This is a genomic window from Antarctobacter heliothermus (assembly GCF_900188425.1).
Taxonomy (GTDB): domain Bacteria; phylum Pseudomonadota; class Alphaproteobacteria; order Rhodobacterales; family Rhodobacteraceae; genus Antarctobacter; species Antarctobacter heliothermus.
The window spans coordinates 1-24,451 of record NZ_FZON01000045.1; the positions used below are offsets into that span (position 1 = coordinate 1).

The following is a 24,451-nucleotide window of genomic DNA, read 5'->3' on the forward strand; positions in this document are numbered from 1 at the left end:
AAGCTGGCCGAGGCGATCCGCTACGCGCTCGGCCGCATGCCCAAGGCGCGTCCATACCTCGATAACGGGCTTCTGGAACTGGACAACAACATCTGCGAGCGGTCAATCAGGCCCCTGACTCTCGGCAGGAAAAACTACCTGTTCATGGGTTCGGAAGGTGGCGGCAAGGCCGCGGCTGTCGCCTACACACTCATCGAAACCGCCCGCATGAACAGCGTTAATCCCGAAGCCTGGCTCACCTGGGTTCTCGAACGGATCGCCGATCACAAGATCAACCGCATCGGCGAACTCGCGCCATGGAACTGGACGCCGAAATAGGCGTCAAGCGCTGCGTGGCCGGACGCATACGATGGTCCGGGCCGGACAACACCGTGCGAAACCCCTGTTCAGCTTTCGGCCCTTCGTTCAGATAGACCTGCAACTCGTTCATCCGTTCCTGCGCGAAACAGATCATGCCCTTGGTGCCATGCACCTCCCAGTCCAGCCTGTTCTTGCGCCCCCATGCCGACCGCGAGGTCGACAGCGACCCATGCGCGCCGCTGGCAAAGCGCAGCAGCGCCGTCGCCGTATCCTCATTCTCGACCGCGCCGCGCCCGGTGCCATCGGGCAGGGGTCGCGTTTGGTGGATGATCTGCGTGTCCGCCACAAGGCTTTCGATCGGGCCGCACAGCCCCACCATCAGTGACACCAGGTGACAACCCAGATCGCCCAACGTGCCCAGCCCGGCCTCGTCCAGCCGCGCGCGCCATGTCCACGGCAGATCCGGGTCGGCTTGATAGTCCTCATCGACCCAGCCGCGCACATGCACCACCCGCCCGATCCGCCCCTCACTGATCAGCTTTTGCGCATGGCGAAACGCCGGATTGCGGATGTAATTGTAGCCCACCATCGTGACCGTGCCCGCCGCGCGCGCCACCTCGGCCATCTCTTCGGCCTCACCCAGCGTCAGGGCCATGGGTTTCTCGCACCAGACATGTTTGCCTGCCTTCAGCGCCGCGCAGGCCATGTCGTGATGCAATCCGTTGGGCGTGGTGATCGACACCACGTCGACACGCGGATCGCTGACCAGGGCGCGCCAGTCATCCGTCGCACGGGCAAAGCCGAATTGCCCTGCCATGTCGTCTGCCCTGTCGTGCGGCGTGTCGCACAACAGTTCCAGCCGCGCCTCGGGCAGATCGCCGCCCATCACCGCCCGCGCCGCTCGCCAGGCCAGCGCGTGGGTCTTGCCCATGAAACCCGTTCCGATCAGGCCGATTCCCAATTCCGCCATCGTGTCCTCCATCCCGACACACCAGCCCTAGCCAAGCCGCGACTGGGTTCCCAGCGTCCTCGCATGTCGAGGATTGGATTTCTTGCAAAAACCATCATAGGGTGCGACCGACGTTTATCATCTCGCCGAGGATACCATGGCCAAACGCCCCACCATCACCGACCTCGCCCGCGAATCCGGGGTCAGCGTGGCCACGGTGGACCGGGTGCTGAACGGGCGCGCCAAGGTGCGTGAGGAAACGGCGCGCCGGGTCTATGAGGCGGCGCAAAAGATCGGCTATCACGCGGCGGCGCTGATCGGGCAACGGATGTTTGCCGACCTGCCAGAGGTGCGCTTTGGCTTTGTCTTTCCCAAGGCGCGGCAACCGTTCTGGCAGAACGCCGCCCGAGAGATGGAGGCGGCCGTGGCCCGCGCCCCCGGCATCCGCGGACAGATCGCGCTGGAGTTCGCGCCCTCGCAAAGCCCCGGCGACATCGCGGGCCTGATGATGGGTCTGGCGGATCGCTGCGACGCCATCGCCGCCTCTGCGGTGAACCACATGCAGATCACCGACACCGTCAGCCTGCTGCAAGAACGCGGCATCCCCTGCTTTTCCCTGCTCAACGATTTTGCCCAGGGTGTCCGGCAGGGCTATGTCGGGCTCAACAACATGAAGGTGGGCCGGATCGCGGCGCATATGATGTCCAAAGTCGTCGCCAAACCGGGAAAACTCGCCGTCTTTGTAGGAGGTTACAGATGGCATGGGCATGAGCTGCGCGAAACCGGCTTTCGCAGCTACTTTCGTGAATACGCGCCGGATTTCTCCATCCTCGACACGATGGTGAACCTTGAAACCCGGCAGTTGACCTATGAAACCACGCTGGAATTGCTGCAGCGGCACCCGGATTTGCGCGGGCTGTATTGCTCTGGCGGCGGAATGGAAGGCGCCATTGCCGCGCTGCGCGAGGCCCGCGCCCCCGGTCAGGTCGCGCTGATCCTGCATGAGCTGATCCCCGAGTCGCGCGCTGCACTGGCGGACCGCTATGCCGAAATGTCCATCGCCACCCCGCTGGAACGGCTGTGCAATGACACCGTCGCGCTGATGATCGACGCCGTGCAAAAGGCAGAGGCCCCGACCCCCGGCCAGCACTTTCTCAAACCCGATCTCTACTTGCCGGAATCCGTCTGAAAGACCAACCCGCGTCCGACCGCTGACCGGCCAGCGCCCCGCGCCTTGAACCAGCGTCCCGCCTGCACCATCCCTGCGAACACCCCCAAAACCGGATCGCTGGCCAAAACCGGATCGCCGGAATGACGCAAAACCTCTCCCCCCTGCTTTCAAAACCTCTCATGAATGAGGCAAAGCGCGCACTGGGGAATTGACCCAATGCCCCCTGTCGGATCACTTTGCGTCAACACGGGCCGTGCTGAGGCGCGCGGGCCGGGTTTTCGAAGATCCGAAAAGGCAGAACGCATGGGCAAACCCCTGGACGTCATCACCATCGGTCGATCCTCTGTGGATCTGTATGGCGCGCAGATCGGTGGCCGGCTGGAGGATATGGCCAGCTTCAACAAATACATCGGCGGCTCCCCCACCAATATCGCGGCGGGCACCGCCCGGCTGGGTCTGAAATCGGCGCTGATCACCCGTGTGGGTGACGAACACATGGGCCGTTTCATCATCGAGGAATTGCAAAAAGAGGGCGTGGACACACGCGGGATCGTCACCGACCCGGACCGCCTGACCGCGCTGGTCCTGCTGGGCATCCGCGATCAGGAACAGTTTCCGCTGATCTTCTACCGCGAGAACTGTGCCGACATGGCGCTGTGCGAGGAGGACATCGACCCCGCGTTCATCACGCAGGCCCGCGCCGTCACCGCCACCGGCACCCATCTCAGCCACCCGCGCACAGAGGCCGCCGTGCTCAAGGCGCTGACCATCGCGCGCGCCGACGGCATGTTGACGGCGCTGGACATCGACTATCGCCCGAACCTCTGGGGGCTGGCGGGGCATGGCGACGGCGAAAGCCGCTTTATCGCCTCGGAAAAGGTGACGGCGAAATTGCAATCCACCCTGCATCTGTTCGATCTGATCGTGGGAACCGAAGAGGAATTCCACATCGCGGGCGGCACCACCGACACCATTCAGGCGCTGCGCAACGCGCGCAAGGTCTCTGCTGCCACGCTGGTGTGCAAACGCGGGCCGATGGGCGCCGTGGCCTTTACCGACGCCGTCCCCGACACGCTGGACGAGGGCCAAAGCGGCCCCGGCTTCCCGATTGAGGTGTTCAACGTACTGGGCGCCGGGGATGGCTTTATGTCCGGTTTGCTGCGCGGCTGGCTGACGGATCAGGACTGGCCCACCGCGCTGACCTACGCCAACGCCTGCGGGGCCTTTGCCGTGTCGCGCCACGGCTGCGCGCCCGCCTATCCGTCTTGGGCAGAGCTGGAATTCTTCCTCAAACGCGGCGTGAAAACCCCCGCGCTGCGCAAGGACGCGGAACTGGAACAGATCCACTGGGCCACCAACCGCAAAGGCAACTGGCCGGTGATGCGTGTCTTTGCCTTTGACCATCGGTCCCAGTTGGAAAGGCTGGAGGGCGCGACGCCCGCCAAGATCGGCGCGTTCAAATCGCTCTGTCTGGACGCCTGCACGCAGGTGGCGGACGGGCGCGCAGGCTATGGCCTGCTGGTTGACGGACGGCTGGGGCGTGATGCGCTGTACAGGGCCGCAGGCACCGGCCTGTGGATTGGCCGCCCAGTGGAATGGCCCGGCTCCCGCCCGCTGACGCTAGAGCCCGAGATCGGCCCGGACTTTGGCGGGCTGAACGAATGGCCGCTGGAACAGGTGGTCAAGGTGCTGTGTTTCTACCATCCCGACGACCCGGCAGAGATGCGCGCCGAACAGGAGGCGACCGTTGCCCGCCTGTTCCACGCCGCGCGGCGCAACCGTCTGGAATTCCTGCTAGAGGTGATCCCGTCCAAGGCCGGGCCCGTGGGCGACGACACCACCGCACGGGTGATCCGCCGCTTTTACGACATTGGCGTCTATCCCGACTGGTGGAAGCTGGAGCCGATGACCTCTGACGCCGCATGGCAAATGACCGTCGCCGCGATTGAGGACAATGATGCCCATACCCGTGGTATCTTGGTACTGGGGCTGGGCGCGGACGAGGACGCACTGAAAGCCAGCTTTGAGGTCGCCGCGCCTTATCCGCTGGTCAAGGGCTTTGCCGTCGGGCGCACGATCTTTGCCGAGGCCGCCCGTGGCTGGATGACCGGCGCGCTCAGTGACGCGCAGGCCATTGCGCTGATGAAGGACAACTATACACGTCTGTGCGGCCTCTGGGACGCCGCACGCGGGGAGGACTGAACCATGACGACACTCCGACTGACCGCCGCTCAGGCGATGGTGCGCTACCTGTCGGCGCAGATGAATGAGGACGGCGAGCGTTTCCTCGCGGGTTGCTGGGCGATCTTCGGCCATGGCAATGTCGCCGGGATGGGTGAGGCGCTGCACGGCGTGCGCGACACGCTGCCCACCTACCGCGGCCACAATGAACAAACGATGGCCCACGCCGCCATCGCCTTTGCCAAACAGTCCCGGCGCAAGCGGGCGATGATGGTCACGTCCTCGATTGGCCCCGGGGCGACCAACATGGTGACCGCGGCGGCGCTGGCCCATGTGAACCGCCTGCCCGTCCTGCTGGTGCCGGGCGATGTCTTTGCCCATCGCGGCCCGGACCCCGTCCTGCAACAGGTCGAGGATTTCGGCGACGGCACAGTATCCGCCAACGACTGTTTCCGCCCGGTGACGCGCTACTTTGACCGCATCACCCGGCCCGAACAGCTGCTGACCGCCCTGCCCCGCGCCATGGCCGTGCTTACCGATCCGGCAGCCTGCGGGCCGGTCTGCCTGTCCTTCTGCCAGGACGTGCAGGCAGAGGCGTTCGATTTCCCGCAGGCGTTCTTTGAGCCGCGCACATGGTATCAGCGCCGCATTCGTCCCGATCATCACGAACTGCACCGCGTCGTCGAACAGATCCGCGCCGCCAAACGCCCGGTGATCATCGCCGGCGGCGGCGTCCACTACTCGGACGCCTGCGCGCAGCTGCAAGACTTTGCCGAAACACACAACATCCCCGTGGTCGAAACGCAGGCGGGCAAATCGGCGCTGGCGTGGGACCATCCGCTGAACCTTGGCCCCGTGGGCGTCACTGGCGCCACATCGGCCAACACCGCCTGTGGCGCGGCCGATCTGGTGCTGGGCGTCGGTACGCGGTTTCAGGATTTCACCACCGGGTCGTGGTCGCTGTTCAAGACCCCCGGCCGCTCGCTGATCAGCCTGAATGTCAACGCCTATGACGCGGTCAAACACGGCGCGCTGCCGCTGCAATCGGACGCGCGCACGGGTCTGACGGAACTGGCGCTGGAACTGGCCAGCTACCGCGCCGACGATCTGGACAGCGCGCTGAAAGCTGACTGGTTCGCACAGGTCGATCCGCTGACCGACGCGCCCGCAGACGGCAACGCCCTGGCCACCGACATGCAGGTCATCGGTGCGGTTCAACGCGCCAGCACCCCCGACACCGTGGTGATGTGCGCGGCAGGCACCATGCCGGGCGAGCTGCACAAACTGTGGAAGGCCCCGCGCCCCGGATCCTACCATATGGAATACGGGTTTTCCTGCATGGGCTATGAGATCGCCGGTGCCTTGGGCATCAAGATGGCCCAACCGGACCGCGACGTGGTCTGCTTTACCGGCGACGGCACCTATATGATGGCCAATTCCGAACTGGCCACCGCCGTCATGATGGGGATCAAGTTCACGCTTGTGATCACCGACAACCGCGGCTTTGGCTGCATCAACCGGCTGCAAATGGGCACCGGCGGGGCCGAGTTCAACAACCTGCTGGACCACGCGGTGCATGAGACCCCCAGCAATATCGACTTTGCCGCCCATGCCGCCAGCATGGGCGCGGCGGCGATCCACGTCAGCTCTATCGCTGAAATGGAGGACGCGCTGGCCCGCGCCAAAGAGGCCACCGGCCCCTTTGTCATTGTCATCGACACGGACCCCTACCCCTCCACCCCGCACGGCGGAACATGGTGGGAAGTGGCCGTTCCGGAGGTGTCGGACCGCGCCGAAGTCCAGGACGCCCGCAAGGGATACGAAGCAGCGCTCAAAGAGCGCACCTGAGGGAAAAACACCACCATGAGCGTCAAGATCGGGATCTCTCCCATTGCCTGGCAGAACGACGACCTGCCCGACCTCACCGCCGCCTACACGATGGAACAGGCGCTGAAGGAAAGCCGCGAGATCGGCTATACCGGCGTCGAACGCGGCCAGCGCATGCCGCATGACACCGACGGGCTGCGCGCCTATCTGGACAAATACGACATCGCACTCTGCGGCGGCTGGTGCTCCGGCAACCTGCTGGTCAACGACGTGGCCCAGGAAATCGACGCGGTGCGTCAGCAGGTCGACCAGTTTGTCGCCCTGAACAGCCCCTGCATCGTGTTTGCCGAATGCTCCAACACCGTGCAGGGCCAGATCGGCACCCCGGTCAATGACCGCCCCAAACTGGACCGCGATCAGGTGACCGCCTACGCGCGCAAGCTGTCCGAACTGGCCAAGTGGATGCAGGATCAGGGCATGCCGATGGCCTATCACCACCACATGGGCTCGATCATCGAGGATGAGGATGACGTCAACTGGCTGATGCAGGCCAGCGGGCCAGAGGTCTCCCTGTGCTTTGACACCGGCCACCTGCTGTTCGGCGGCGGCGATGTCATTGCGACGCTGGACCGCTGGGCCGACCGCGTCCACCACGTCCATTTCAAGGACATCCGCCCGGATGTGGTGGCGGACGTGCGCTCCAATGACCGCAGCTTTCTGGACGCGGTGATCGCGGGCGCCTTTACCGTGCCCGGCGATGGCTGCATCGACTTTCAGGCCGTCGCTGACCGGCTCAAGGCAATGGATTACAACGGATGGATCGTGGTCGAGGCAGAACAGGACCCGGCCAAGGCCCCGCCCTATGACTATTCGCAAAACGGCTATCAGCACATCGTTCAGGTCTGCGCCCGGGCCGGGCTGGACATAGCCGGTTGAGCCCATGAAAAACCGCGCCTTTGACGTCCAGCACCCGTTTTTCCTGCCACTTTGGCGGCGGATCGTGACCGTGGCACTCTGCCTTGGCTGGGCGGGGCTGGAACTCAGCTGGGGCAACCCGCTCTGGGCCACGCTCTTTGCCGCCGTCGGCACCTATTGCGCCCATCAGTTTTTCATCGCCTTCGACCCGGAGGCAATCCGCAAAAGACACACCGACAAAGGAGGATCGTCATGAAGGACACAGCCTATTTCGACGTCACCAGCTGCGATCTGGCGGAATTTGCGCGCCTGACCGGGCAAAGCCTGTCGCCCTCGGTTCTGCGCTTTGCCGCGACAGTGGACAAGAACGTGCCAATCTACGACATGGCGGCCCTTCAGGGCGTGTTGTCCGACCCGGCGCAACGCGCCGAACTGCTGGCCGAATGGGGCTTTGTGCTGGGCCGCTCTGCCGGGGTGCTGGTTCTGAAAACCGCCTATGCCGACACAGCCCCCATCGACGCGGCCACCGCGATCTTTGACCGGATCATCGCCCGCGAACACGAGGCGGGCAAAGGCGCGGGCGACCATTTCGCCAAGGCCGGGTCCAACGCGCGGGTCTGGAACGCGCTGCAAAAGCACTGCATGGAGGACCCGCAGGCCTTTGCGCTGTACTACGGCAACACGGCCATCGCCGCCGTCTGCGAGGCATGGCTTGGCCCGTTCTACCAGATGACCGCACAGGTCAACCTTGTCCGCCCCGGCGGACAGGCCCAAAGCGCCCACCGCGACTATCACCTCGGGTTCCAGACCGCAGAGGTTGCGGCGCGGTTCCCGGCCCATGTGCATGACCTGTCGTCGGTGATGACGCTGCAAGGTGCCGTGGCCCATTGCGACATGCCGGTAGACAGCGGCCCGACCAAGCTGCTGCCGTTCTCGCAACTGTTCCGCCCCGGCTACATGGCCTACCGGCGCGACGATTTCCGCGAATTCTTTGAGGAAAACTGCATCCAGATGCCGCTGGCCAAAGGCGACGCACTGTTTTTCAACCCGGCACTGTTCCACGCCGCAGGCGAAAACCGCAGCGCGGACATCCAGCGCATGGCAAACCTGCTGCAGATTTCCTCGGCGCTGGGACGCGCGATGGAAACCATCGACCGCACCGCCATGTGCCGCGCGCTCTACCCGGCGATCCAGTCGCTGAGCGCCCAAGGCACGCTGGACGACGCAAACCTCAACGCCGCCATCGCGAGTGCTGCCGAGGGCTATTCCTTCCCCACCAACCTCGACAATGACCCGCCGCTGGGCGGTCTAGCCCCCGAAACCCAGAACGCCCTGTTCCACCGCGCCCTGACCGAAAACCTCTCGCCCGAGGATTTCGCCCACGCGCTGGCAGTTCAGGACGCCCGCCGACAACCCTGACCGGAGACTTCTGATGAGCCTGCTGCACCGAAAACCCACTGCCACCACCGGCAAGGTCCATGAGATCACCGTCGCCAACGCCCGCACCCCCGACAGCCCCGACTGGGGCTACGTCGGCTTTGACCTCTGGCGCCTGACAGCAGATCAACGCGCCGAAGGCTCCACCGGCGACCGTGAGGTCATCCTCGTGCTGGTCGAGGGCAAGGCCCACATCAGCGGCGGCGGCCACGACTTCGGCGAACTCGGCGACCGCATGACCGTCTTCGACAAACGCGCCCCCCATGCCGTCTACCTGCCCGCAGGCGCTGACTGGACCGCCGCCGCGACCACCGAATGCACCCTCGCCGTCTGCTCTGCCCCCGCCATCGCCGACTACCCCGCAGCCCGGATCGGCCCGGACGGAATCGAGATGGTCAACCGCGGCAAAGGCACCAACACCCGCCACATCCACCCCATCGCGATGGAGGAACGCGACATCGCCTCCTCGCTGCTGGTGACAGAGGTCTACACCCCCGCCGGGCACTGGTCCTCCTACCCACCACACCGGCACGATGAGGACAATTTCCCCGACATGACCTACCTGGAGGAAACCTACTACCACCGCCTGAATCCGGCCCAAGGCTACGGTCACCAGCGCGTCTTCACCGAAGACGGCAGCCTTGACGTCACAATGTCCGTGTCCGATCACGACGTGGTGCTGGTTCCCAAAGGCCACCACCCTTGCGGCGCGCCCTACGGCTATGAAATGTACTACCTCAACGTCATGGCCGGACCGCTGCGCAAATGGCGGTTCCAGAACCACCCGGATCACGACTGGATCGCCCGGCGCGACGCCTGAGAGTTTTCTTTTTTGGGTATTTGGACAGAGAAGAAGCCAAAGTTGCGCGCCCCAGCTTCTTCTTTGTGAAAATACCCAAAAGCAAGGCCGCAACCGGCGGGCGCATCCATATTGGAGCGCAACCTCTCCCCCACATGGCCCGAGCTCCCCGCCGCAGGCGGGGCGCGAGACACCCTGTGCGCCGCAGGCGCTCCGCTTATTCCGGCAGCAGCTTGCCGGGGTTCAGGATGTTGTGCGGGTCCAGCGCCGCCTTGATCGCGCGCATCATGTCCAGCGCGACGGGGTCCTTGCGCCGCGCCATGGAGGGGCGTTTGGCCAAACCGATGCCGTGTTCAGCGGAGAACGATCCGCCCAGTGCCAGCACCACATCCTCGACCGCCTCCATCACCGCGCCCTTGGCCTCTGGATCGGAGAGTTGCACCGAATAATGCACGTTGCCGTCCCCCAGATGCGCCACAACAGAGGTCCGCGCCCCTGCATCAATCCCGGCCAGCACGCTGTCGGCCTGTTCGAGAAACAGCCCGATCTTGTCCAGTGCCACCGCAACATCGTTGACCAGCACATTGGGCCGCGCATAGGCCAGTTCGGCGGCGGCCTCGCGCCGGGCCCACATCTCACCGCGTTGGGCGTCGTTCTGCGCCACAACGGCGTCCACAACCGCGCCGTCCTCCATCATCGTGGCCAGCACGTCCTCCAGATACCCGGTCAGCGGCACCGCACCATCCGGTCCCGGCGTCACATCGCGCGGTGCTGTGGCCCCCAGTTCGACCAGGATATTGACCGCATGGTCCTGCGCAAAGGGGGCGCGGGTGCCGGGGTGCATGTCCGCGTAGGCCTTGAGGTAGTCGGCGGGCATGTATTCGAACGCCTCGACCGCGCCGCCGGTCAGATCCTGCAGGCGGTTCAGCACCTCCAGCGCGCCGGACAGCGTCTGCGTCGCCACCATCGCCGTGACATAGGCGCGGGGCTGCGGCACCAGTTTCAGCACCGCGCGCGTGATCACGCCCAGTGTCCCCTCGGACCCGACCAGCAGGTGGCGCAGGTCATAGCCGGTATTGTTCTTGTGCAGGTCCGACAGCAGGTCCACCACCCGGCCATCTGCCAGCACCGCCTCCAGACCCAGCACCAGATCACGGGTGTTGCCATAGCGCAGCACGTTGGACCCGCCCGCATTGGTCGCCAGCAGCCCGCCGATCCGGGCCGAGCCGCGCGCGCCGAAGGTCATGGGAAAGCTGAGGCCCGCCGCACCGGCCGCCGCGTGCAAATCGCTGAGGATCACCCCTGCCTGAACCACTGCCAGCCGCGCGTCGGGACGGATGTCCTCGACTGCCGTCATCCGGTCCAGCGACAGCATGACCGCGCCCGCGCCATAGCTGCCGCCCGCCAGCCCGGTGTGACCTGACACCGGCACGACCGGCACCCGCGCGTCAGATGCGGCCTTGAGCACCGCCGACACCTCGGCGGTGTCGCGTGGACGGACCACGCACAGCGGGGTCCAGGCGAATTGCCCGGTCCAGTCGCGCGACCACGCCGCCATATCCTCGCCGGTCAGCAGGCCGCCCACGTCCAGCACGTCGCGCAGCCGGTCAATCAGGCTCACTCTGGTACCTCGAAGGTCAGCGAAGCCCAGAGGCTTTCCCACGCCGGATCGGTGTCCCCGGTGACCTCCAGTTCGCGCATGACAACCGCGTCCACCAGGTAGAAATGCCCCGGCGTGACCTCGACCACCGCGCGGCCTTGATCATCGGTGCGGTACAGGCGGATCGTGACCTCGCCCGCCGCGTCGCGTTCAAACAGTTCCACCTGCACATCGGCGCGCGGTGCGCCCTGGTACAGCACCTGCACCGGGAACCCGCCCGAGAGGTCGTCGGTATAGGGGTTCGCCTCGGCCACGATTTCGCTCAGCAGACCGACCTCGCGGTCAGCCCCCGCGCCGTCACCCAGCGCGACAAGGCTCTTGGCGTGGCGCGAATAGCGTTCATAGACCCGCTCTTGGCCCAGACCGCGTTCCAGGTGCCGGTCGATGGCCCAGGTAAAATCCTTGTGTTCGCAAAAGGCGGTGAACTTTTCCCACTCGCGGTAGGTCAGGCTGTAGTCCCGCGTGACATGTACGATCGTGGCCAGCCCGGTGCCCTCTGGCACCATGTTCAGCGCCGGTTTGTCGCCCAATCGTCCCTCGACCGGCTGAATGCCCGCGTCGGTGACAATCTCGAACCGGGTGAAATTTTGCGGGTTATAGCTGTAGGTTGCGCCTTTGAGTTCTGTCCCGACAAGGGTTTGCGCCATCACCGGCGCGCCCTCGGCCAGTTCGAAACCCTCCGGCTCGATCCAGAATTCATGCGCCGAAAGCGGTGAGGCCAGCAGGGTCAGTGCCCAGATCAAGCGGTTCGGGTGGCGTATCATGTGGCGTTCCTTTGGGCTGCGCTTGGCGTCAATCTAGCGCCCTGAGCCACAGCCGCAACGGGTCACGCCATGCCGCGCAGCCGGTTTTCCATATCACCCGCCAGTTCGCCCACCCGTCTGCGGAACCGTTTGTCGATGCCGCCGCGCGCCAGCTTGATGGATTGCAGGAACAACCGCGCCGACAGTGTCTTGGCGCCCAGTACGCTGGTAACATAGATCCGCGTCCGGGTCGGTGACAGCGCCACGACATCCAACGTCAACGCCATTTCAAGCCCCCCCGACACGCTGTCAAAGACCATCCGGTCGGGCGGGTCATAGGTCGACAGTGTCACCGCCGCGACGCGTTTCTTGCCGCGAAACTGGAATGTCGCGCGCCATGCCATGCCCGCGCCGGGGCCGTCCTGGGTGCGGATGATTTCGGTACCGCGTCGCATCGCCTGCCGTTCGATGGTGTCAAAGTCCGATAACAGGGCAAAGACCCGGTCTTGCGGGGCGTCGATGTCTTCGCGTGCCGTCAGCTCCATATGCCTGCTCTTGCCTCTTTTTTTCGGCCTGTTTCGGGTCGATTTCTGCGGGCCGATTTCCGGCACTTTACCCCAACAGCGATGTCAGTCCAGTCTATCCGCCATCCAGTTGCGCAACAGAAAATGCGCAATTGCCCCTTTCCGGGCGGGCAGCAGATCGGGACGTTGTCCGGCGGCGGCCTCTGCCAGATCCTCGCGGGTGATCCACATGGCGTCTTCCAGTTCGGCCGGGTCGACGGTGATGTCCTCGTCCAGCGCCTCGCCGTGACAGCCGATCATCAAGGAGGCCGGAAAGGCCCAGGGCTGGCTGGCAAGGTATCGGACAGGGCCGACGCGGATGCCCGCCTCTTCCCAGACCTCGCGGCGGACGGCGGCCTCTATCGTCTCGCCCGGTTCAACGAACCCGGCCAGGCAGGAATACATCCCCTGCGGCCACATCGGAGAGCGGCCCAGCAGCGCGCGGTTGCCCCGGGTGATCAGCATGATCACCACCGGATCGGTGCGCGGGAAATGGTGCCCGCCGCAGGCCGGGCAGATCCGCTGCCAACCGGCCTGGTGCATCTCTGACGCCACCCCGCAGCGCGAGCAGAATTTGTGCGACGCGTGCCAGCCGAACACCGCCTTGGCTGTCGCCGTCAGTTCCGCGTCGCGCGGGGTCAGCTGGGTCATGATGCGGCGCAGCTCGGCAAAGCGGCCCTCAGGGCAGCTCGGGTGGCTGTATTCGCTGGCATCAAGGAACGACGCCTGCGCCTCGGCGTCGAAATCCTGCGGCAGCCAGCCGGAGATGTCATGCGCAAAGACCGCCGCGCCGTCCTCGCGGCCCAGCAGGATCGGCGGGCCGCCCGCCTCGGCCAGGATCGGGTGATCCAGCGGCAGGCGCAGCGCGCTCAGCGCCCCGTCCCCGGTCACCAGCGGCTTGCCCCGCCAGATCGGCAGCGTGCGCGCCGCCGGGTCCTGCATCGCCGCCGCCAATGCGCCGACATCACCCCGGATCTCTGCCGCGCGGTCCAGCGCCGATCCACCGAATGTCACCTGTTCCGCGTGTCTCATGCCTGCCCCCTGCTGCTGGCCGCAACCTGCCCATCGCCGGGCCGAAATGTAAACCTGCGGCACGATTATCTTTGGTACAATGCCGCACCCTCGCTAAACTCGGGACTTGATAACCGTGACTGTCATGCGACTGTCGAAAAAGAGGTGCATGGGGGTCGCCAGACCGAAACACGAAAGGTTTCCCATGTCCTTGCCCAACGCCCCCCTTTCGCGCCGCCAGTTCCTGGCCGGCACCACCGCCGGAGCCGCCTTGATCACGCTGCACCCCTATTCCGCAAACGCCGCCACCAATCAGGCCCACCTGCGGATCATGGAAACGACGGACATCCACGTCCACGTCCACCCCTACGACTATTACGCCGACCGCCCCGTCGACACGGTCGGCCTGTCGCGCACCGCGTCCATCATCGACGGCATCCGCGCCGAGGCGACCAACACCCTGCTGGTGGACAACGGCGACTTTCTACAGGGCAACCCGATGGGCGATTACATCGCCTATGAGCGCGGCATGAAAGAGGGCGACATGCACCCGGTCGTCACCGCGATGAACACGCTGGGGTTTGACGCGGCGACGGTGGGCAACCACGAATTCAACTACGGCCTCGATTTCCTGATGAAATCCATGGCGGGCGCGGATTTCCCGGTGGTGCTGGCAAACCTGGCCAAGACCCAGGGCGCCACCCCGCGCGAGGATGAAACCCTGTTCAAACCCTATGTGATCCTTGACCGGATGCTGACCGACGGCGCGGGCGAAAGCCATGCCATCAAGGTCGGCGTGATCGGGTTCACCCCGCCGCAGGTGATGAACTGGGACCGCAAACACCTCGAGGGCAATGTCACCGCCCGCGACATCGTCACCACCGCCCGCGCCTATGTGCCCGAAATGCTGGAACAGGGGGCGGAAATCATCATCGCCCTGTCGCACTCCGGCATCGGCTCTGCCGACCACACCGACGGCATGGAAAACGCCAGCGTGCCACTGGCCGAGGTTGACGGCATCGACGCCATCATGACCGGGCATTCGCACCTTGTGTTCCCCTCGCCCACCTATGCGGACTACGCCGCCGTCGACGTGGACGCAGGAACGATCCACGGCAAACCCGCCGTCATGGGCGGCTTCTGGGGCTCTCACATGGGGCTGATCGACCTGCTGCTGGAACGCGACGGCAACACATGGCGCGTGGTCTCCACCACGTCAGAGGCGCGCCCGATCTCCAAGCGCAACGAGGACCGCAGCTATACCGCTCTGGTCGAGGATTATCAGCCCGTCATCGACGCCACCCAACAGGACCACGACGAAACGCTGGCCTATGTGCGCCGCGCCGTGGGCCAGACCTCGGCCCCGCTGCACAGCTATTTTGCGCTGGTCGCCGATGATCCCTCGGTGCAGATCGTGTCGATTGCGCAGAAATGGTACATCGAACAGATGATGGTCGGCACCGAACATGAGGGCCTGCCGATCCTCTCTGCCGCCGCCCCCTTCAAGGCCGGCGGCCGGGGTGGCCCGGAATACTACACCGATGTCGCGCCGGGTGCCGTGGCGATCAAGAACGTCGCCGACCTGTATCTCTACCCCAACACCGTGCGCGCGGTGCGGGTCACCGGCGCACAGGTCAAAGGCTGGCTGGAACGCTCTGCCGGGATGTTCAACCAGATCGACGTGGGCGCGCAGGACGCCTTGCTGCTGAACCCGTCCTTCCCGTCCTACAATTTCGACGTGATCGACGGCGTGACCTATCAGATCGACCTCAGCCAGCCGTCGCGCTTTGGCCCCAAGGGTGAGCTGGAGAACCCCGATGCCAGCCGCATCGTCGATCTGCAATACAACGGCGAGCCCGTGACCGATGACATGGAATTCATCATCGCCACCAACAACTACCGCGCCTCGGGCGGCGGCGATTTCCCCGGGGCCAAGGGTGACACCATCATATTCGAGGCCCCCGACACCAACCGCGACGTGATCGTGCGCTACATCGTCGAACAGGGCACCATCAACCCCTCGGCGGATGCCAATTGGTCGTTCAAACCGCTCGAAGGGACCAGCGTCCTGTTCGAAACCGGCCCCAAGGCGCGCGACTACATCAATGACGTCAAGGCCGTGACCATCGAGGACGCAGGAGAGGGCGCAGACGGCTTCGCCCTGTTCCGCATCAACCTGTAAGATCACGACATATCTTGTGACGGCGGGCGGCTTTCGGGCCGCCCGTTGCCGTTGTACGCCACAGCCATCCCCAAAGCAGGACCAACCATGCCCTATGACGCCGTGATCTTTGACCTTGATGGCACGCTGCTGGATACCGAACGCATGGCCTTTGTCTCTGGCCAGCGCGCCCTTGCGCGGCACGGGCTGACCCTGACCGAACCGCTGTTCCTGCGCCTTGTCGGCGTCGATTCCGTCACCGTGCGCGCCATGCTGAAGGACCATTTCGGCGATCATGATTTTGACGCCATCGACGCCGACTGGCGGGCCGAGGATCATCACCTTGCAGAGGCAGGCATCCCGCACAAACCGGGGGCCGAGGCGCTGCTGAGCCAACTGGCGGTGCAGGGAACCCCCAAGGCCATCGCCACCTCATCCCGCCGCGCCGGGGCGCAACACAAGCTGGCAAAATCGGCGCTTGCAAGGCATTTCGAGGTTGTCGTCACCCGCGATTGCGTCACCCATGCGAAACCCGCGCCAGAGCCATTCCTCTTGGCGGCCCGGCGTCTTGGCGTCGACCCGCGCCGCTGCCTTGCCTTCGAGGACAGCAATACAGGGGCCGAGGCCGCCTTTGCCGCCGGGATGACCGTGGTGCAGGTCGCGGATCTGGTGACGCCCACGGGCCGACATGCGCATCACCTTGCAGAGGATCTGCTGAGCGGGGCGAAAATGGCCGGATTGCGCTGAAAGTGATGTTGCGCAATTTGCGCGCCTCGCCTACTCCACAGGGCACTGTTGGGTGACTAGGGGTGCGCCATGTTTCGCTTTCTTCTCGGTATGATTGCCATGGCGCTGATCGCCGCGTTTTTCACCAAACCGGGGCCAGAGGCGGCGCAGGACGAACTGCGCGACCAGATCCAACTGGCCGTCGCCAACGAAAAACTGGACGGTCGCTCCGGTCTCGATTCGGCGGCGCTGCTGCTCTGCCGGGTGGACCCTGCGGCCTGCACCGATCTTCTGGTCTCGGGAATCGAGATGACTTACGAGGACCGCCACCTCTACGCCCGCGTCGATCTGAACGGCTACAAGATGACGGCCACCTGCTACGGCGCTTATACGCAGTTCTTCTGCCCCGGCGGACTGGTCCGCGAGTAACCTCCCGCCCCGGCACTCCCCTATAGGCGTTCCGAAGGCCGGGCTTCAGCCCGGCACCACCGGCACTATCCCGCCCCCCCAACCCGGCGCATTCCTTAACGCCGTGTAAAAACGTCTCTGTAACCCATTGATCTTACACACCCGCCACGCTGTCCACGCGTGGACAGCCCTAGATCCGCGCCTGATACAGCTTCACCTGAAGCCCGCCAAAAGACACCGGGGGTCCCGCCGTCAGGGCCAGCCCCGTCGCCTTGGCCAGCCCCCCGTCCGAGGTCACCATCCCCAGCCGCCAGCCTCCAAATCGCTCCTTCAGAACGGACCCAAGGCTGCCATAGAGGGCGAACAAGAGCTTTCGATTGCCAATCCGCGCCCCATACGGCGGGTTCACCATGACCAACCCCGGCGGCCCCTCAGGACGCACCAGATCGCTGACGGCGGCGCGAGTAAAACTGCACAGATCCGCAACCCCTGCCCGCTCTGCATTGGCCGTGCTGCCGCGGATCGCCCCATCATCCCGATCAGACCCATAAAAGCGAAGGCCCACCTCGCGCCGCTCCGGCAGCGAAGTCGCGGGCAGGTCCAGCGCCAGTTTATCAAAGGCAAAGCCCCGCGCCCGCCCCGGTGCCAGTCCCGCCGCAATCTCTGCCGCCTCGATCACAAAGGTGCCCGACCCACACATCGGATCGACCACCGTTTCTGTCCCGTCATACCCACAGGCCCGCAAAAACAGAGAGGCCAGCGTCTCGCGCATCGGGGCCTTACCCACCTGCTGCTTGTACCCACGCCGATGCAGCGGATCGCCAGAGGTATCGACGGAAAAAACCGCCAGATCATCCTCAATCCGCACCATGATCCGCAGCGCCTCGTCTGACGCCTCTTTCAGAACCGGCGCGCCAACCGTCTCCGCGATGGCCGTCTCCACCCGCTGCCGCGCGGCGCGGTCGTGATAGATCTTGGAGTTGCGGCAAGTCACCTCGACCCGCACCGGGACATCCACCCGCAACAGCGCCGCCCAGTCCAGCTTGCGCGCGCGCTTGTCCAGTTGGGCAAGATGCATCGCGCGAAATTCAGAAAAGCGCGCCAGCACCCGGCCCGCCCCGCGCAATTCACGGTTGGCCCGCGCCACCTCGGCCCAGCCCCCTTGAAAGGTCACGCCACCGGGCACCTGCACGGGCGCGGCAAAACCCGCCTCCTGCACCTCTGCCAGGAGATAGGGTTCCAGCCCCGGAGGGGCGCTTGCGAATATCTCGAACGTCTGATCCATTCCGCTTCATAGCGCCCCGCCAGCCCGAACGGGAGAGGCCATCGCCCCCCATTGCATATTCGTTCCGAGGGCCCTAAATAGAGCGTCGAGAGGTTGTGCGGGCAAGCGCCTCGCCAACCCGGTCAGATCCGGAAGGAAGCAGCCGTAACGGGACCCGCTTGGGTCGTTGCAATCTCTCACCATCAGCGGCCCGGTGCGCAAGCGCCGGGCCGATGTCGTTTCCGGGTGGATGTATGTTGCGGGACTGTCGTTTGGCGAGATCGACGCCTGTGGTCAGCCCGACTTGGAGTGGCGCACAAACGGCACCGGCTCACGTTCTGCGCGCAAAGACCAGTTGCGTTGCCACGGCTCCAGCAAGGCCGCGCCTTGGACCGATGTCAGCCGCTCTTCCGCCTCGTCCGGGGCCTCTCCGGCCTCGATCATCAGGCGCAGCGCCACCATGCCCGCCCGACCGTGGCCATCGCGGCTGTTGATCATCACCCGGCCGCCGCCGAGCAGCGCCTTGCGGACCTGTGTGCTGATCCTTGGCCAATCCTCTTCGATGTTGGCATTGGGTGCTTCGCCGCGCTTGATCGGCAGATGTACCCAGCGCGTGCCCTTGTCCTGAATGTCCTGCCCCAGCGACTTGGCCCCCGCCTCCAGCATTTCGACATGCGACACCAGCGAGATGACAAAGGCGGGCCGAAAACTGGACAGGTGGTCAAGGTCGCCGCGATAGTCGCCGCGCGCGCCCGGAAGCGGCGACAGCGCAAGAATTCCGCCACCCGTGGGCAGCACATGCAGAACGACAGAGCCGGACGCATCCGCGCTTGCCTGATCCTCCTCGACCATGTCCCATACTCCCCGAAACAGCAGCAACGGAACCGAACCGCCCCCACAGCCGCGGATTTCCGCCATCCAAAAGCATACACGCCCCGGACGGATGTCCTAGCGATTCGATCCCGCGAATCCGGCCAATCCGGGCCGGATTCGCGGGGGTTGCGGTCGGTTTTTCACGCACTGCGTTCAGAATGCAACGGAACGGCCCGTTCCGGATGATGATCCGCCTAGACGACCTGACCGGGGTGACGGTCTGCCCAATCCTCCAGAAGGGTGCGGATATCCTCACGCGCCACCTGTGCAATGGCGTGCCGAGGCAGCGCAACGCCGTGGTGCAATGCAAGATCCAGACAGGCAGTGTGATCGCGTCTGTCACGGTCGGGGGCGTTTTCGGCCCCATGCAGGATGGTCGACAGCAGCGTGCCGCCGTAACGGTTCACATGGCTCAGGTCGGGGCGAAGGCCAAGAAAGTAGTCCATGACCTCTGGCAGACCCTGCCATCCGGCCAATTGCACCGGCGTCACGCCCTCACCGTTCGGCGTGTCCCACGGCAGACCCAGCGCCATCAGCCTGCGCAGATGCGGCAGGCGATCCGGCAGATGCAGGATCTCATTGACGATCAGGCGATAGGCCGCGGGCAGTTTGTCGGGGTCAATATACTGACCGGGGCTGTCCTGCCCCTCTGCCGCGCGCGCCAGCAGGGTTTCTTCGGGCGATAGCGCGGGTTGCACGCCGCGCGTCTCAATCGCCTGCCAGACCGCCGCGTTGCCAAAGACGCGGGCATAGGCGTAGGCGCTGGCCCCCTGATAGCTGCGGGCGGGATCGGCGCCCCCGTCCAGCAGCAGATCGACCATCCGCCGGTCACAACCGCGCCGCGCCGCCTGATGCAAGGCGGGCACCACCCAGGGCTGTTCGCCGCCAACCTCGGCGTCATTGTAGTCATCGGCCTTTGCCCCATGGGCCAACAGCATCTCAACCGCCGCGTGATCGTGAAAATCCATCGCGCGCAGCAGCGCATTGGTGCCCTTGGGGTCGGCCCCCGCCTGCAACAGCATCGACAGCCCCTCGTGGTGGCCCAGCTCGGTGGCGTGATAGAGCGATTCGCCATCATTCGGGCTGGCCCCATGGTCCAGCAGCCAGCGGCCCAGCACCATGTTGTCCGCGTGCCCGATGGCCCCGTAGAGCGCCGACAACAGGTGATCGTCGCCCTCGGCGGCGGGATAGCCGTCATTCACGTCTGCCCCATGCGCGAGCAACATCTCGGCCACCGCCAGCATGTCGGCCTCCAGTTCCGGATGCGCCTTGATCCAGCGCGAAAAGCTCAGGTGCAGGATGGGGCGGCGTGGCCCTGCCAGACGGGTTGCCAGACCGGGATCACGCTCCAGCGCAGACGCCACCGCCGCACGCCGGTAGAGCGCGCATTCAAGGCCAAACAGACCATCGGCAAGGTCCGGTGTGCCGTCCAACAGGGTATCCACCAACGCGGTTTGCCCATGAAACAGCGCAATCTTCAGCCGTTGCTGTTTGGTGGCACGGTCCAGCCCCACCGTCTCTGCCGCCAGCTTCAGCTTGGGCCAACTGGCAAAGCCGGTCTCCTGCGCGACAACATGCAGGAAATCGGCGCGTTTCAGATCATCGGGGCTGTGTCGGGGTGGGTGCTGTTTCAGCCGTTGCAGTGCCCAGGTTGCGCCGGCGGCATGGGCGCGGTGCAGGCGCTTGGCCTCTATCCGCAGGTCATCAAGCACAAGGGGGACGTCGGGTGACATCGGTCGGTTTCCTCCATCAACGCCCGCGATCCGCTGGTCGGGCAAGAGAGAACCGAATTCTCAGTGAAAATTCGTCAATGGCCGGCGCATGCGCTTTCCGCGGATCAGGAGGCCCCCGGCGAGCGGCCCTGCCCAATCTCTGCCGTGCGCGGCGCGGCAAATCAAGCCCCGCCGCGCAGAAAACCTTACAATCGGTCGGTGTCGAAGGTGTTGCACTGGTTCGGATCACCCGACTCGTAGCCGGTCACAAACCAGCGTTGCCGCTGCTCTGAGGTGCCGTGGGTAAAGGTATGCGGCTGCGGCACCCGCCCGGCGCGTTTCTGCAAGTGATCATCGCCGATCTTGCGCGCAGCATTCAGCGCCTCTTCCAGGTCGCCCTTTTCCATCAGCCCCGCCACGTTGCGCGCCCAGACCCCGCTGAGGCAATCGGCCTGCAATTCCAGCCGCACGGTCAGGGCATTGGCCTCACGGGTGCTGACCTGCTGGCGGGCGGCGGTGACCTGTCCCAGAATACCCAGCTCATTCTGCACATGATGCGCGACCTCATGCGCGATCACATAGGCCGAGGCAAAATCGCCCCCCGCGCCCAGTTGGGTCCGCATGGTGGCAAAGAAATCGGTGTCCAGATAGGCCTTTTCATCCGCCGGACAGTAGAACGGCCCGGTCGCGCCAGAGGCATTGCCGCAGGGGCTGGAGGTGACCTGTGAAAACAGCACCATCACCGGCGGCTCATAGGGTTTGCCAAATGCCTGCGGAAAGATCCCGGTCCAGACCTCTTCGGTGGTGGCCAGCACGCGGGCGCTGAACTCACCGGCCTGCTGTTCGGCCTCCGTCAATGGGCGCGGGGCGCTGGTCTGCTGCGGCTGCGCGCCGCCGGTCAACAGCGGGGTGACGTCGATCCCGGTGAAATACCCGATCGCCAGCACAAACAGCACGCCGCCAACGCCCAGCCCGCCAACACCGGCCACACCCCGGCCACCGCGCCCGCGCCGATCCTCGACGTTCCGGCTGCGTTTCACATTTCTCAGGCGCATATCGCGTCTCCGACCTATCCCCGTTACACTTCAAACGCTGCCGCGCCCCGCCCGGTTCCCCGAAGGCGCGCCCATCTGCTTGCGATCTGCCCCACCAACCCGATACCTTTGGCCTGTCGCCATAAGGACACCCCATGACCGACTCGCCCGCCTATCAGGTGCTCGCCCGCAAGTACCGACCAGAGACCTTTGCCGATCTCGTCGGCCAGACCGCCATGGTGCGCACCCTCAAGAACGCCTTTGCGGCGGATCGCATCGCCCAAGCCTTTATCATGACCGGCATCCGCGGCACGGGGAAAACCACCACCGCCCGGATCATTGCCAAGGGCATGAACTGCATCGGACCCGATGGCGAGAGCGGCCCGACGACCGAACCCTGTGGGCAGTGCGAACACTGCGTGGCGATCATGGAAGGCCGCCATGTCGACGTGATGGAAATGGACGCCGCGTCGCGCACCGGCGTCAACGACATCCGCGAGATCATCGACAGTGTGCATTACCGGGCCGCCAGCGCGCGCTACAAGATCTACATCATCGATGAGGTTCACATGCTGTCCAAAAGCGCGTTCAACGCGCTGCTGAAGACGCTTGAAGAACCGCCTGCCCATGTGAAATTCATCTTTGCGACCACCGAAATCCGGCAGGTTCCGGTGACAGTCCTGTCGCGCTGCCAGCGGTTTGACCTGCGCCGCATCGAACCCGAAGACATGATTGCCCTGATGCGCAAGATCGCCGCCTCTGAGGGCGCAGAGATCACCGACGACGCGCTGGCGCTGATCACCCGCGCGGCAGAGGGATCGGCCCGCGATGCGACATCCCTGCTGGACCAGTCAATCTCACACGGCGCGGGCGAGACCACTGCTGATCAGGTGCGCGCCATGCTGGGTCTGGCCGACCGGGGCCGGGTGATGGACCTGTTCGAGCGCATCATGCGCGGCGATGCGGCGGGCGCTTTGCAGGAACTGTCGGCGCAATACGCGGACGGGGCCGACCCGCTGGCCGTTCTGCGCGATCTGGCCGAACTCACCCACTGGATTTCGGTGGTCAAGATCACCCCCGAGGCAGCCGAAGACCCCACCGTTTCCCCGGATGAGCGTGGCCGGGGTCAATCCTTTGCCGACGGCCTTGGGATGCGCACGTTGGCGCGGGCCTGGCAGATGCTGCTGAAAGCGATCGAAGAGGTCTCCAACGCGCCCTCCGCCATGATGGCGGCAGAGATGGCGGTGATCCGGCTGACCCATGTGGCAGAGGGCCCCACGCCGGACGAGTTGATGCGCAAGCTGGCCGACAGCCCGCCGCCGCCTGCCCCCTCCGGCGGGCATCCGGGGGGACATTCGGGCGGGCACACAGGGGTCCATTCAGGGGGCCAGACTGGCAGCGCGCAAGGCGGCCACGCGCCCCATACCACACCCCCGCGCATGTCCTCGGGCGGCACCCATGGCGCCGCCACCGCCACAGCCCCCGCCGTGGCCGAGGCATTGGCCCGCTACCCCACGTTTGACCACGTTCTGGAACTGATCCGCACCAACCGCGACGTAAAACTGCTGGTCGAGGTCGAGGGCAGCGTGCGCCTTGCCGCCTACCAACCCGGCCGCATTGAATTTACGCCAACGCAGGACGCCGCCAATGACCTTGCCCAGCGCCTTGGTGGGGCATTGCAACGCTGGACCGGCAACCGCTGGGCGGTGACGCTGGTGAACGGTTGCGACGCTCCGACCGTGGTGGAAACCCGCGACGCGGCGGAATTGGCACTGCGGGCAGAGGCGCGCGCGCACCCGCTGGTGCAGGCCGCCATCGCCGCCTTTCCCAAGGCCACGATTTCCGGCATCCGCACCCCGCAAGAGGCCGCGACCGAGGCGCTGGAAGAGGCGCTGCCAGAGGTCGAGGACGAATGGGATCCGTTCGAGGAATGACGCCGCGCAAACGCCTCCGGTTGCCCCCCCTGTCACGCGCCCCACTCGCCGCACTGGCGCTGATCTGGCCCTCCTCCGCGCTGGCAGAGGTCTGCAGCACCGAACGCCCCGGCTGGGACGGCACCCCGGCCACCGCAATCAGCGAGGCGCTTTTCCTCGCCTCCTCCCTGCCCGCCGTGCTCCTGATCGTCGCCACCGCCCTTGCCCTGCGCTTTCGCAGCAAATGGGGCGGGCTGGCGGTGGTCAGCGGCTGGTCTATCCTGATCACTCTGCGGGTCTTTGGCACGGACCCCACCGGCACCCGGCAAAAGGCGACAATCGAGGGCTGTATCGGCTCGCCCACCTTGTTCATCGCCCTCGTCGCTGCGATATGTATAGCAACAATCCTGTACACCGCCCCGACAGAGCGGCGGTCCAACGACTAGGAGACGACACATGCTCAAGGGCCTCGGCGGGCTTGGCGATATGGCCAAGATGATGAAACAGGCGCAGGAAATGCAGTCCAAGATGGCCCAGATGCAAGAGGATCTGGCCAATATGACCGTCACCGGCGAATCCGGTGCCGGATTGGTCAAGGCCACCGCCACCGCCAAGGGCGAGCTGACCGGGCTGGAAATCGATCCCAGCATCTTTGTACCATCGGAGAAGGAAGTGGCAGAGGATCTGATCCTTGCCGCCATCAAGGACGCACAGGCCCGCGCCAGCGACCGCGCACAGGCCGAAATGCGCGCCCTGACCGAACAGATGGGCCTGCCCGCCGATATGAAACTGCCGTTCTGATCC

Annotated in this window: 23 protein-coding genes and 1 other RNA gene; 15 read left to right on the forward strand and 9 right to left on the reverse strand. The window is 65.2% G+C overall.

Translation table 11 applies throughout. The features are described from left to right. A partial coding sequence (locus tag CHB90_RS18810; protein ID WP_141135833.1) for a transposase domain-containing protein occupies positions 1-318 on the forward strand: 318 nt, incomplete at its 5' end. Here the strand turns inward: CHB90_RS18810 and CHB90_RS18815 are convergent. Then, positions 272-1,270: a Gfo/Idh/MocA family protein gene (locus CHB90_RS18815; protein WP_089279397.1), complete on the reverse strand. Its 999-nt coding sequence runs from the start codon at positions 1,268-1,270 to the stop codon at positions 272-274. The genes CHB90_RS18810 and CHB90_RS18815 overlap by 47 nt on opposite strands. Before the next feature lie 136 nt (positions 1,271-1,406). Between CHB90_RS18815 and CHB90_RS18820 the strand changes: the two genes are divergently transcribed. The 7 genes from CHB90_RS18820 to iolB all read left to right on the forward strand — a co-directional run bounded on the left by CHB90_RS18820 (position 1,407) and on the right by iolB (position 9,600). Beyond that, positions 1,407-2,438 carry a LacI family DNA-binding transcriptional regulator gene (locus CHB90_RS18820; RefSeq protein WP_089279398.1) on the forward strand — a complete coding sequence of 344 codons (1,032 nt, stop codon included), beginning with the start codon at positions 1,407-1,409 and terminating at the stop codon, positions 2,436-2,438. Positions 2,439-2,723: 285 nt separating this feature from the next. Beyond that, positions 2,724-4,622 carry a bifunctional 5-dehydro-2-deoxygluconokinase/5-dehydro-2-deoxyphosphogluconate aldolase gene (locus CHB90_RS18825; RefSeq protein WP_089279399.1) on the forward strand — a complete coding sequence of 633 codons (1,899 nt, stop codon included), beginning with the start codon at positions 2,724-2,726 and terminating at the stop codon, positions 4,620-4,622. A gap of 3 nt (positions 4,623-4,625) precedes the next feature. Next, positions 4,626-6,449, forward strand: a complete 1,824-nt coding sequence (gene iolD / locus CHB90_RS18830; protein ID WP_089279400.1) for a 3D-(3,5/4)-trihydroxycyclohexane-1,2-dione acylhydrolase (decyclizing) — start codon at positions 4,626-4,628, stop codon at positions 6,447-6,449. A gap of 15 nt (positions 6,450-6,464) precedes the next feature. Further along, a complete protein-coding gene (iolE, locus tag CHB90_RS18835) occupies positions 6,465-7,364 on the forward strand; it encodes a myo-inosose-2 dehydratase (RefSeq protein WP_089279401.1) in 900 nt (299 codons plus the stop codon). A 4-nt stretch (positions 7,365-7,368) separates the two neighbouring features. After that, positions 7,369-7,599, forward strand: a complete 231-nt coding sequence (locus tag CHB90_RS18840) for a hypothetical protein (RefSeq protein WP_089279402.1) — start codon at positions 7,369-7,371, stop codon at positions 7,597-7,599. Then, positions 7,596-8,762 (forward strand): phytanoyl-CoA dioxygenase family protein, encoded by a 1,167-nt coding sequence (locus tag CHB90_RS18845; protein WP_089279403.1) that lies wholly within the window; start codon positions 7,596-7,598, stop codon positions 8,760-8,762. Before CHB90_RS18840 ends, CHB90_RS18845 begins: the two co-directional genes overlap by 4 nt. 13 nt (positions 8,763-8,775) lie before the next feature. Then, a complete protein-coding gene (gene iolB, locus CHB90_RS18850) occupies positions 8,776-9,600 on the forward strand; it encodes a 5-deoxy-glucuronate isomerase (RefSeq protein WP_089279404.1) in 825 nt (274 codons plus the stop codon). 196 nt (positions 9,601-9,796) lie between these two features. Here iolB and CHB90_RS18855 read toward each other — a convergent pair whose 3' ends face one another. From CHB90_RS18855 to nudC, 4 genes are all read right to left on the reverse strand, one after another. Next, entirely contained in the window at positions 9,797-11,194 is a 1,398-nt protein-coding gene (locus CHB90_RS18855) for an FAD-binding oxidoreductase (RefSeq protein WP_425426643.1), read from the reverse strand. A gap of 2 nt (positions 11,195-11,196) precedes the next feature. Continuing rightward, the gene (locus CHB90_RS18860) at positions 11,197-12,003 is read right to left on the reverse strand and encodes a DUF4198 domain-containing protein (RefSeq protein ID WP_089279406.1); all 807 of its coding nucleotides are present in this window, start codon (positions 12,001-12,003) and stop codon (positions 11,197-11,199) included. Positions 12,004-12,065: 62 nt separating this feature from the next. After that, positions 12,066-12,527: an SRPBCC family protein gene (locus CHB90_RS18865; protein WP_089279407.1), complete on the reverse strand. Its 462-nt coding sequence runs from the start codon at positions 12,525-12,527 to the stop codon at positions 12,066-12,068. A gap of 84 nt (positions 12,528-12,611) precedes the next feature. After that, the gene (gene nudC, locus CHB90_RS18870) at positions 12,612-13,577 is read right to left on the reverse strand and encodes an NAD(+) diphosphatase (RefSeq protein WP_089279408.1); all 966 of its coding nucleotides are present in this window, start codon (positions 13,575-13,577) and stop codon (positions 12,612-12,614) included. A gap of 184 nt (positions 13,578-13,761) precedes the next feature. On the opposite strand from nudC, the gene CHB90_RS18875 reads away from it, so the two are divergent. From CHB90_RS18875 to CHB90_RS18885, 3 genes are all read left to right on the forward strand, one after another. Further along, positions 13,762-15,738, forward strand: coding sequence for a bifunctional 2',3'-cyclic-nucleotide 2'-phosphodiesterase/3'-nucleotidase (locus CHB90_RS18875; RefSeq protein WP_089279435.1), 1,977 nt, complete (start codon positions 13,762-13,764; stop codon positions 15,736-15,738). Positions 15,739-15,825: 87 nt separating this feature from the next. After that, positions 15,826-16,464, forward strand: a complete 639-nt coding sequence (locus CHB90_RS18880) for an HAD family hydrolase (protein WP_089279409.1) — start codon at positions 15,826-15,828, stop codon at positions 16,462-16,464. 69 nt (positions 16,465-16,533) lie between these two features. After that, on the forward strand, positions 16,534-16,872 hold the full coding sequence (locus CHB90_RS18885; RefSeq protein WP_089279410.1) for a hypothetical protein: 339 nt from the start codon (positions 16,534-16,536) through the stop codon (positions 16,870-16,872). 169 nt (positions 16,873-17,041) lie between these two features. On the opposite strand, the gene CHB90_RS18890 is transcribed toward CHB90_RS18885, so the two are convergent. Then, on the reverse strand, positions 17,042-18,136 hold the full coding sequence (locus CHB90_RS18890) for a THUMP domain-containing class I SAM-dependent RNA methyltransferase (protein ID WP_089279411.1): 1,095 nt from the start codon (positions 18,134-18,136) through the stop codon (positions 17,042-17,044). Between the two features lie 84 nt (positions 18,137-18,220). Here CHB90_RS18890 and ffs point away from each other — a divergent pair. Then, positions 18,221-18,320, forward strand: an RNA gene (gene ffs, locus CHB90_RS18895) — signal recognition particle sRNA small type. 89 nt (positions 18,321-18,409) lie between these two features. On the opposite strand, the gene CHB90_RS18900 is transcribed toward ffs, so the two are convergent. The 3 genes from CHB90_RS18900 to ypfJ all read right to left on the reverse strand — a co-directional run bounded on the left by CHB90_RS18900 (position 18,410) and on the right by ypfJ (position 21,755). Continuing rightward, entirely contained in the window at positions 18,410-18,967 is a 558-nt protein-coding gene (locus CHB90_RS18900) for a protein-tyrosine phosphatase family protein (protein WP_089279436.1), read from the reverse strand. Positions 18,968-19,182: 215 nt separating this feature from the next. Then, positions 19,183-20,721 carry an ankyrin repeat domain-containing protein gene (locus CHB90_RS18905; RefSeq protein WP_089279412.1) on the reverse strand — a complete coding sequence of 513 codons (1,539 nt, stop codon included), beginning with the start codon at positions 20,719-20,721 and terminating at the stop codon, positions 19,183-19,185. 185 nt (positions 20,722-20,906) lie between these two features. After that, complete coding sequence (gene ypfJ / locus CHB90_RS18910; protein WP_089279413.1) at positions 20,907-21,755, reverse strand: KPN_02809 family neutral zinc metallopeptidase; 849 nt, start codon at positions 21,753-21,755, stop codon at positions 20,907-20,909. A gap of 134 nt (positions 21,756-21,889) precedes the next feature. On the opposite strand from ypfJ, the gene CHB90_RS18915 reads away from it, so the two are divergent. Genes CHB90_RS18915 through CHB90_RS18925 form a run of 3 tightly spaced genes read left to right on the forward strand, consistent with a single transcriptional unit; the run spans position 21,890 to position 24,448 of the window. After that, positions 21,890-23,668, forward strand: coding sequence for a DNA polymerase III subunit gamma/tau (locus CHB90_RS18915; protein WP_089279414.1), 1,779 nt, complete (start codon positions 21,890-21,892; stop codon positions 23,666-23,668). Then, a complete protein-coding gene (locus CHB90_RS18920; protein WP_089279415.1) occupies positions 23,665-24,093 on the forward strand; it encodes a hypothetical protein in 429 nt (142 codons plus the stop codon). The genes CHB90_RS18915 and CHB90_RS18920 overlap by 4 nt, the downstream gene beginning before the upstream one ends. Before the next feature lie 10 nt (positions 24,094-24,103). Continuing rightward, positions 24,104-24,448: a YbaB/EbfC family nucleoid-associated protein gene (locus CHB90_RS18925; protein ID WP_089279416.1), complete on the forward strand. Its 345-nt coding sequence runs from the start codon at positions 24,104-24,106 to the stop codon at positions 24,446-24,448. Positions 24,449-24,451: the final 3 nt, after the last annotated feature.

Bases quoted from the DNA above. Each gene is read 5' to 3' on its own strand.
- ypfJ (WP_089279413.1), bottom strand. From the start codon at position 21,755: ATGCGCCTGAGAAATGTGAAACGCAGCCGGAACGTCGAGGATCGGCGC.
- CHB90_RS18865 (WP_089279407.1), bottom strand. From the start codon at position 12,527: ATGGAGCTGACGGCACGCGAAGACATCGACGCCCCGCAAGACCGGGTC.
- nudC (WP_089279408.1), bottom strand. From the start codon at position 13,577: ATGAGACACGCGGAACAGGTGACATTCGGTGGATCGGCGCTGGACCGC.
- CHB90_RS18885 (WP_089279410.1), top strand. From the start codon at position 16,534: ATGTTTCGCTTTCTTCTCGGTATGATTGCCATGGCGCTGATCGCCGCG.
- CHB90_RS18825 (WP_089279399.1), top strand. From the start codon at position 2,724: ATGGGCAAACCCCTGGACGTCATCACCATCGGTCGATCCTCTGTGGAT.
- CHB90_RS18900 (WP_089279436.1), bottom strand. From the start codon at position 18,967: ATGGTCGAGGAGGATCAGGCAAGCGCGGATGCGTCCGGCTCTGTCGTT.
- CHB90_RS18875 (WP_089279435.1), top strand. From the start codon at position 13,762: ATGTCCTTGCCCAACGCCCCCCTTTCGCGCCGCCAGTTCCTGGCCGGC.
- CHB90_RS18845 (WP_089279403.1), top strand. From the start codon at position 7,596: ATGAAGGACACAGCCTATTTCGACGTCACCAGCTGCGATCTGGCGGAA.
- iolB (WP_089279404.1), top strand. From the start codon at position 8,776: ATGAGCCTGCTGCACCGAAAACCCACTGCCACCACCGGCAAGGTCCAT.
- CHB90_RS18890 (WP_089279411.1), bottom strand. From the start codon at position 18,136: ATGGATCAGACGTTCGAGATATTCGCAAGCGCCCCTCCGGGGCTGGAA.
- CHB90_RS18915 (WP_089279414.1), top strand. From the start codon at position 21,890: ATGACCGACTCGCCCGCCTATCAGGTGCTCGCCCGCAAGTACCGACCA.
- iolD (WP_089279400.1), top strand. From the start codon at position 4,626: ATGACGACACTCCGACTGACCGCCGCTCAGGCGATGGTGCGCTACCTG.
- CHB90_RS18815 (WP_089279397.1), bottom strand. From the start codon at position 1,270: ATGGCGGAATTGGGAATCGGCCTGATCGGAACGGGTTTCATGGGCAAG.
- CHB90_RS18925 (WP_089279416.1), top strand. From the start codon at position 24,104: ATGCTCAAGGGCCTCGGCGGGCTTGGCGATATGGCCAAGATGATGAAA.
- CHB90_RS18905 (WP_089279412.1), bottom strand. From the start codon at position 20,721: ATGTCACCCGACGTCCCCCTTGTGCTTGATGACCTGCGGATAGAGGCC.
- CHB90_RS18880 (WP_089279409.1), top strand. From the start codon at position 15,826: ATGCCCTATGACGCCGTGATCTTTGACCTTGATGGCACGCTGCTGGAT.
- CHB90_RS18840 (WP_089279402.1), top strand. From the start codon at position 7,369: ATGAAAAACCGCGCCTTTGACGTCCAGCACCCGTTTTTCCTGCCACTT.
- iolE (WP_089279401.1), top strand. From the start codon at position 6,465: ATGAGCGTCAAGATCGGGATCTCTCCCATTGCCTGGCAGAACGACGAC.
- CHB90_RS18860 (WP_089279406.1), bottom strand. From the start codon at position 12,003: ATGATACGCCACCCGAACCGCTTGATCTGGGCACTGACCCTGCTGGCC.
- CHB90_RS18820 (WP_089279398.1), top strand. From the start codon at position 1,407: ATGGCCAAACGCCCCACCATCACCGACCTCGCCCGCGAATCCGGGGTC.
- CHB90_RS18920 (WP_089279415.1), top strand. From the start codon at position 23,665: ATGACGCCGCGCAAACGCCTCCGGTTGCCCCCCCTGTCACGCGCCCCA.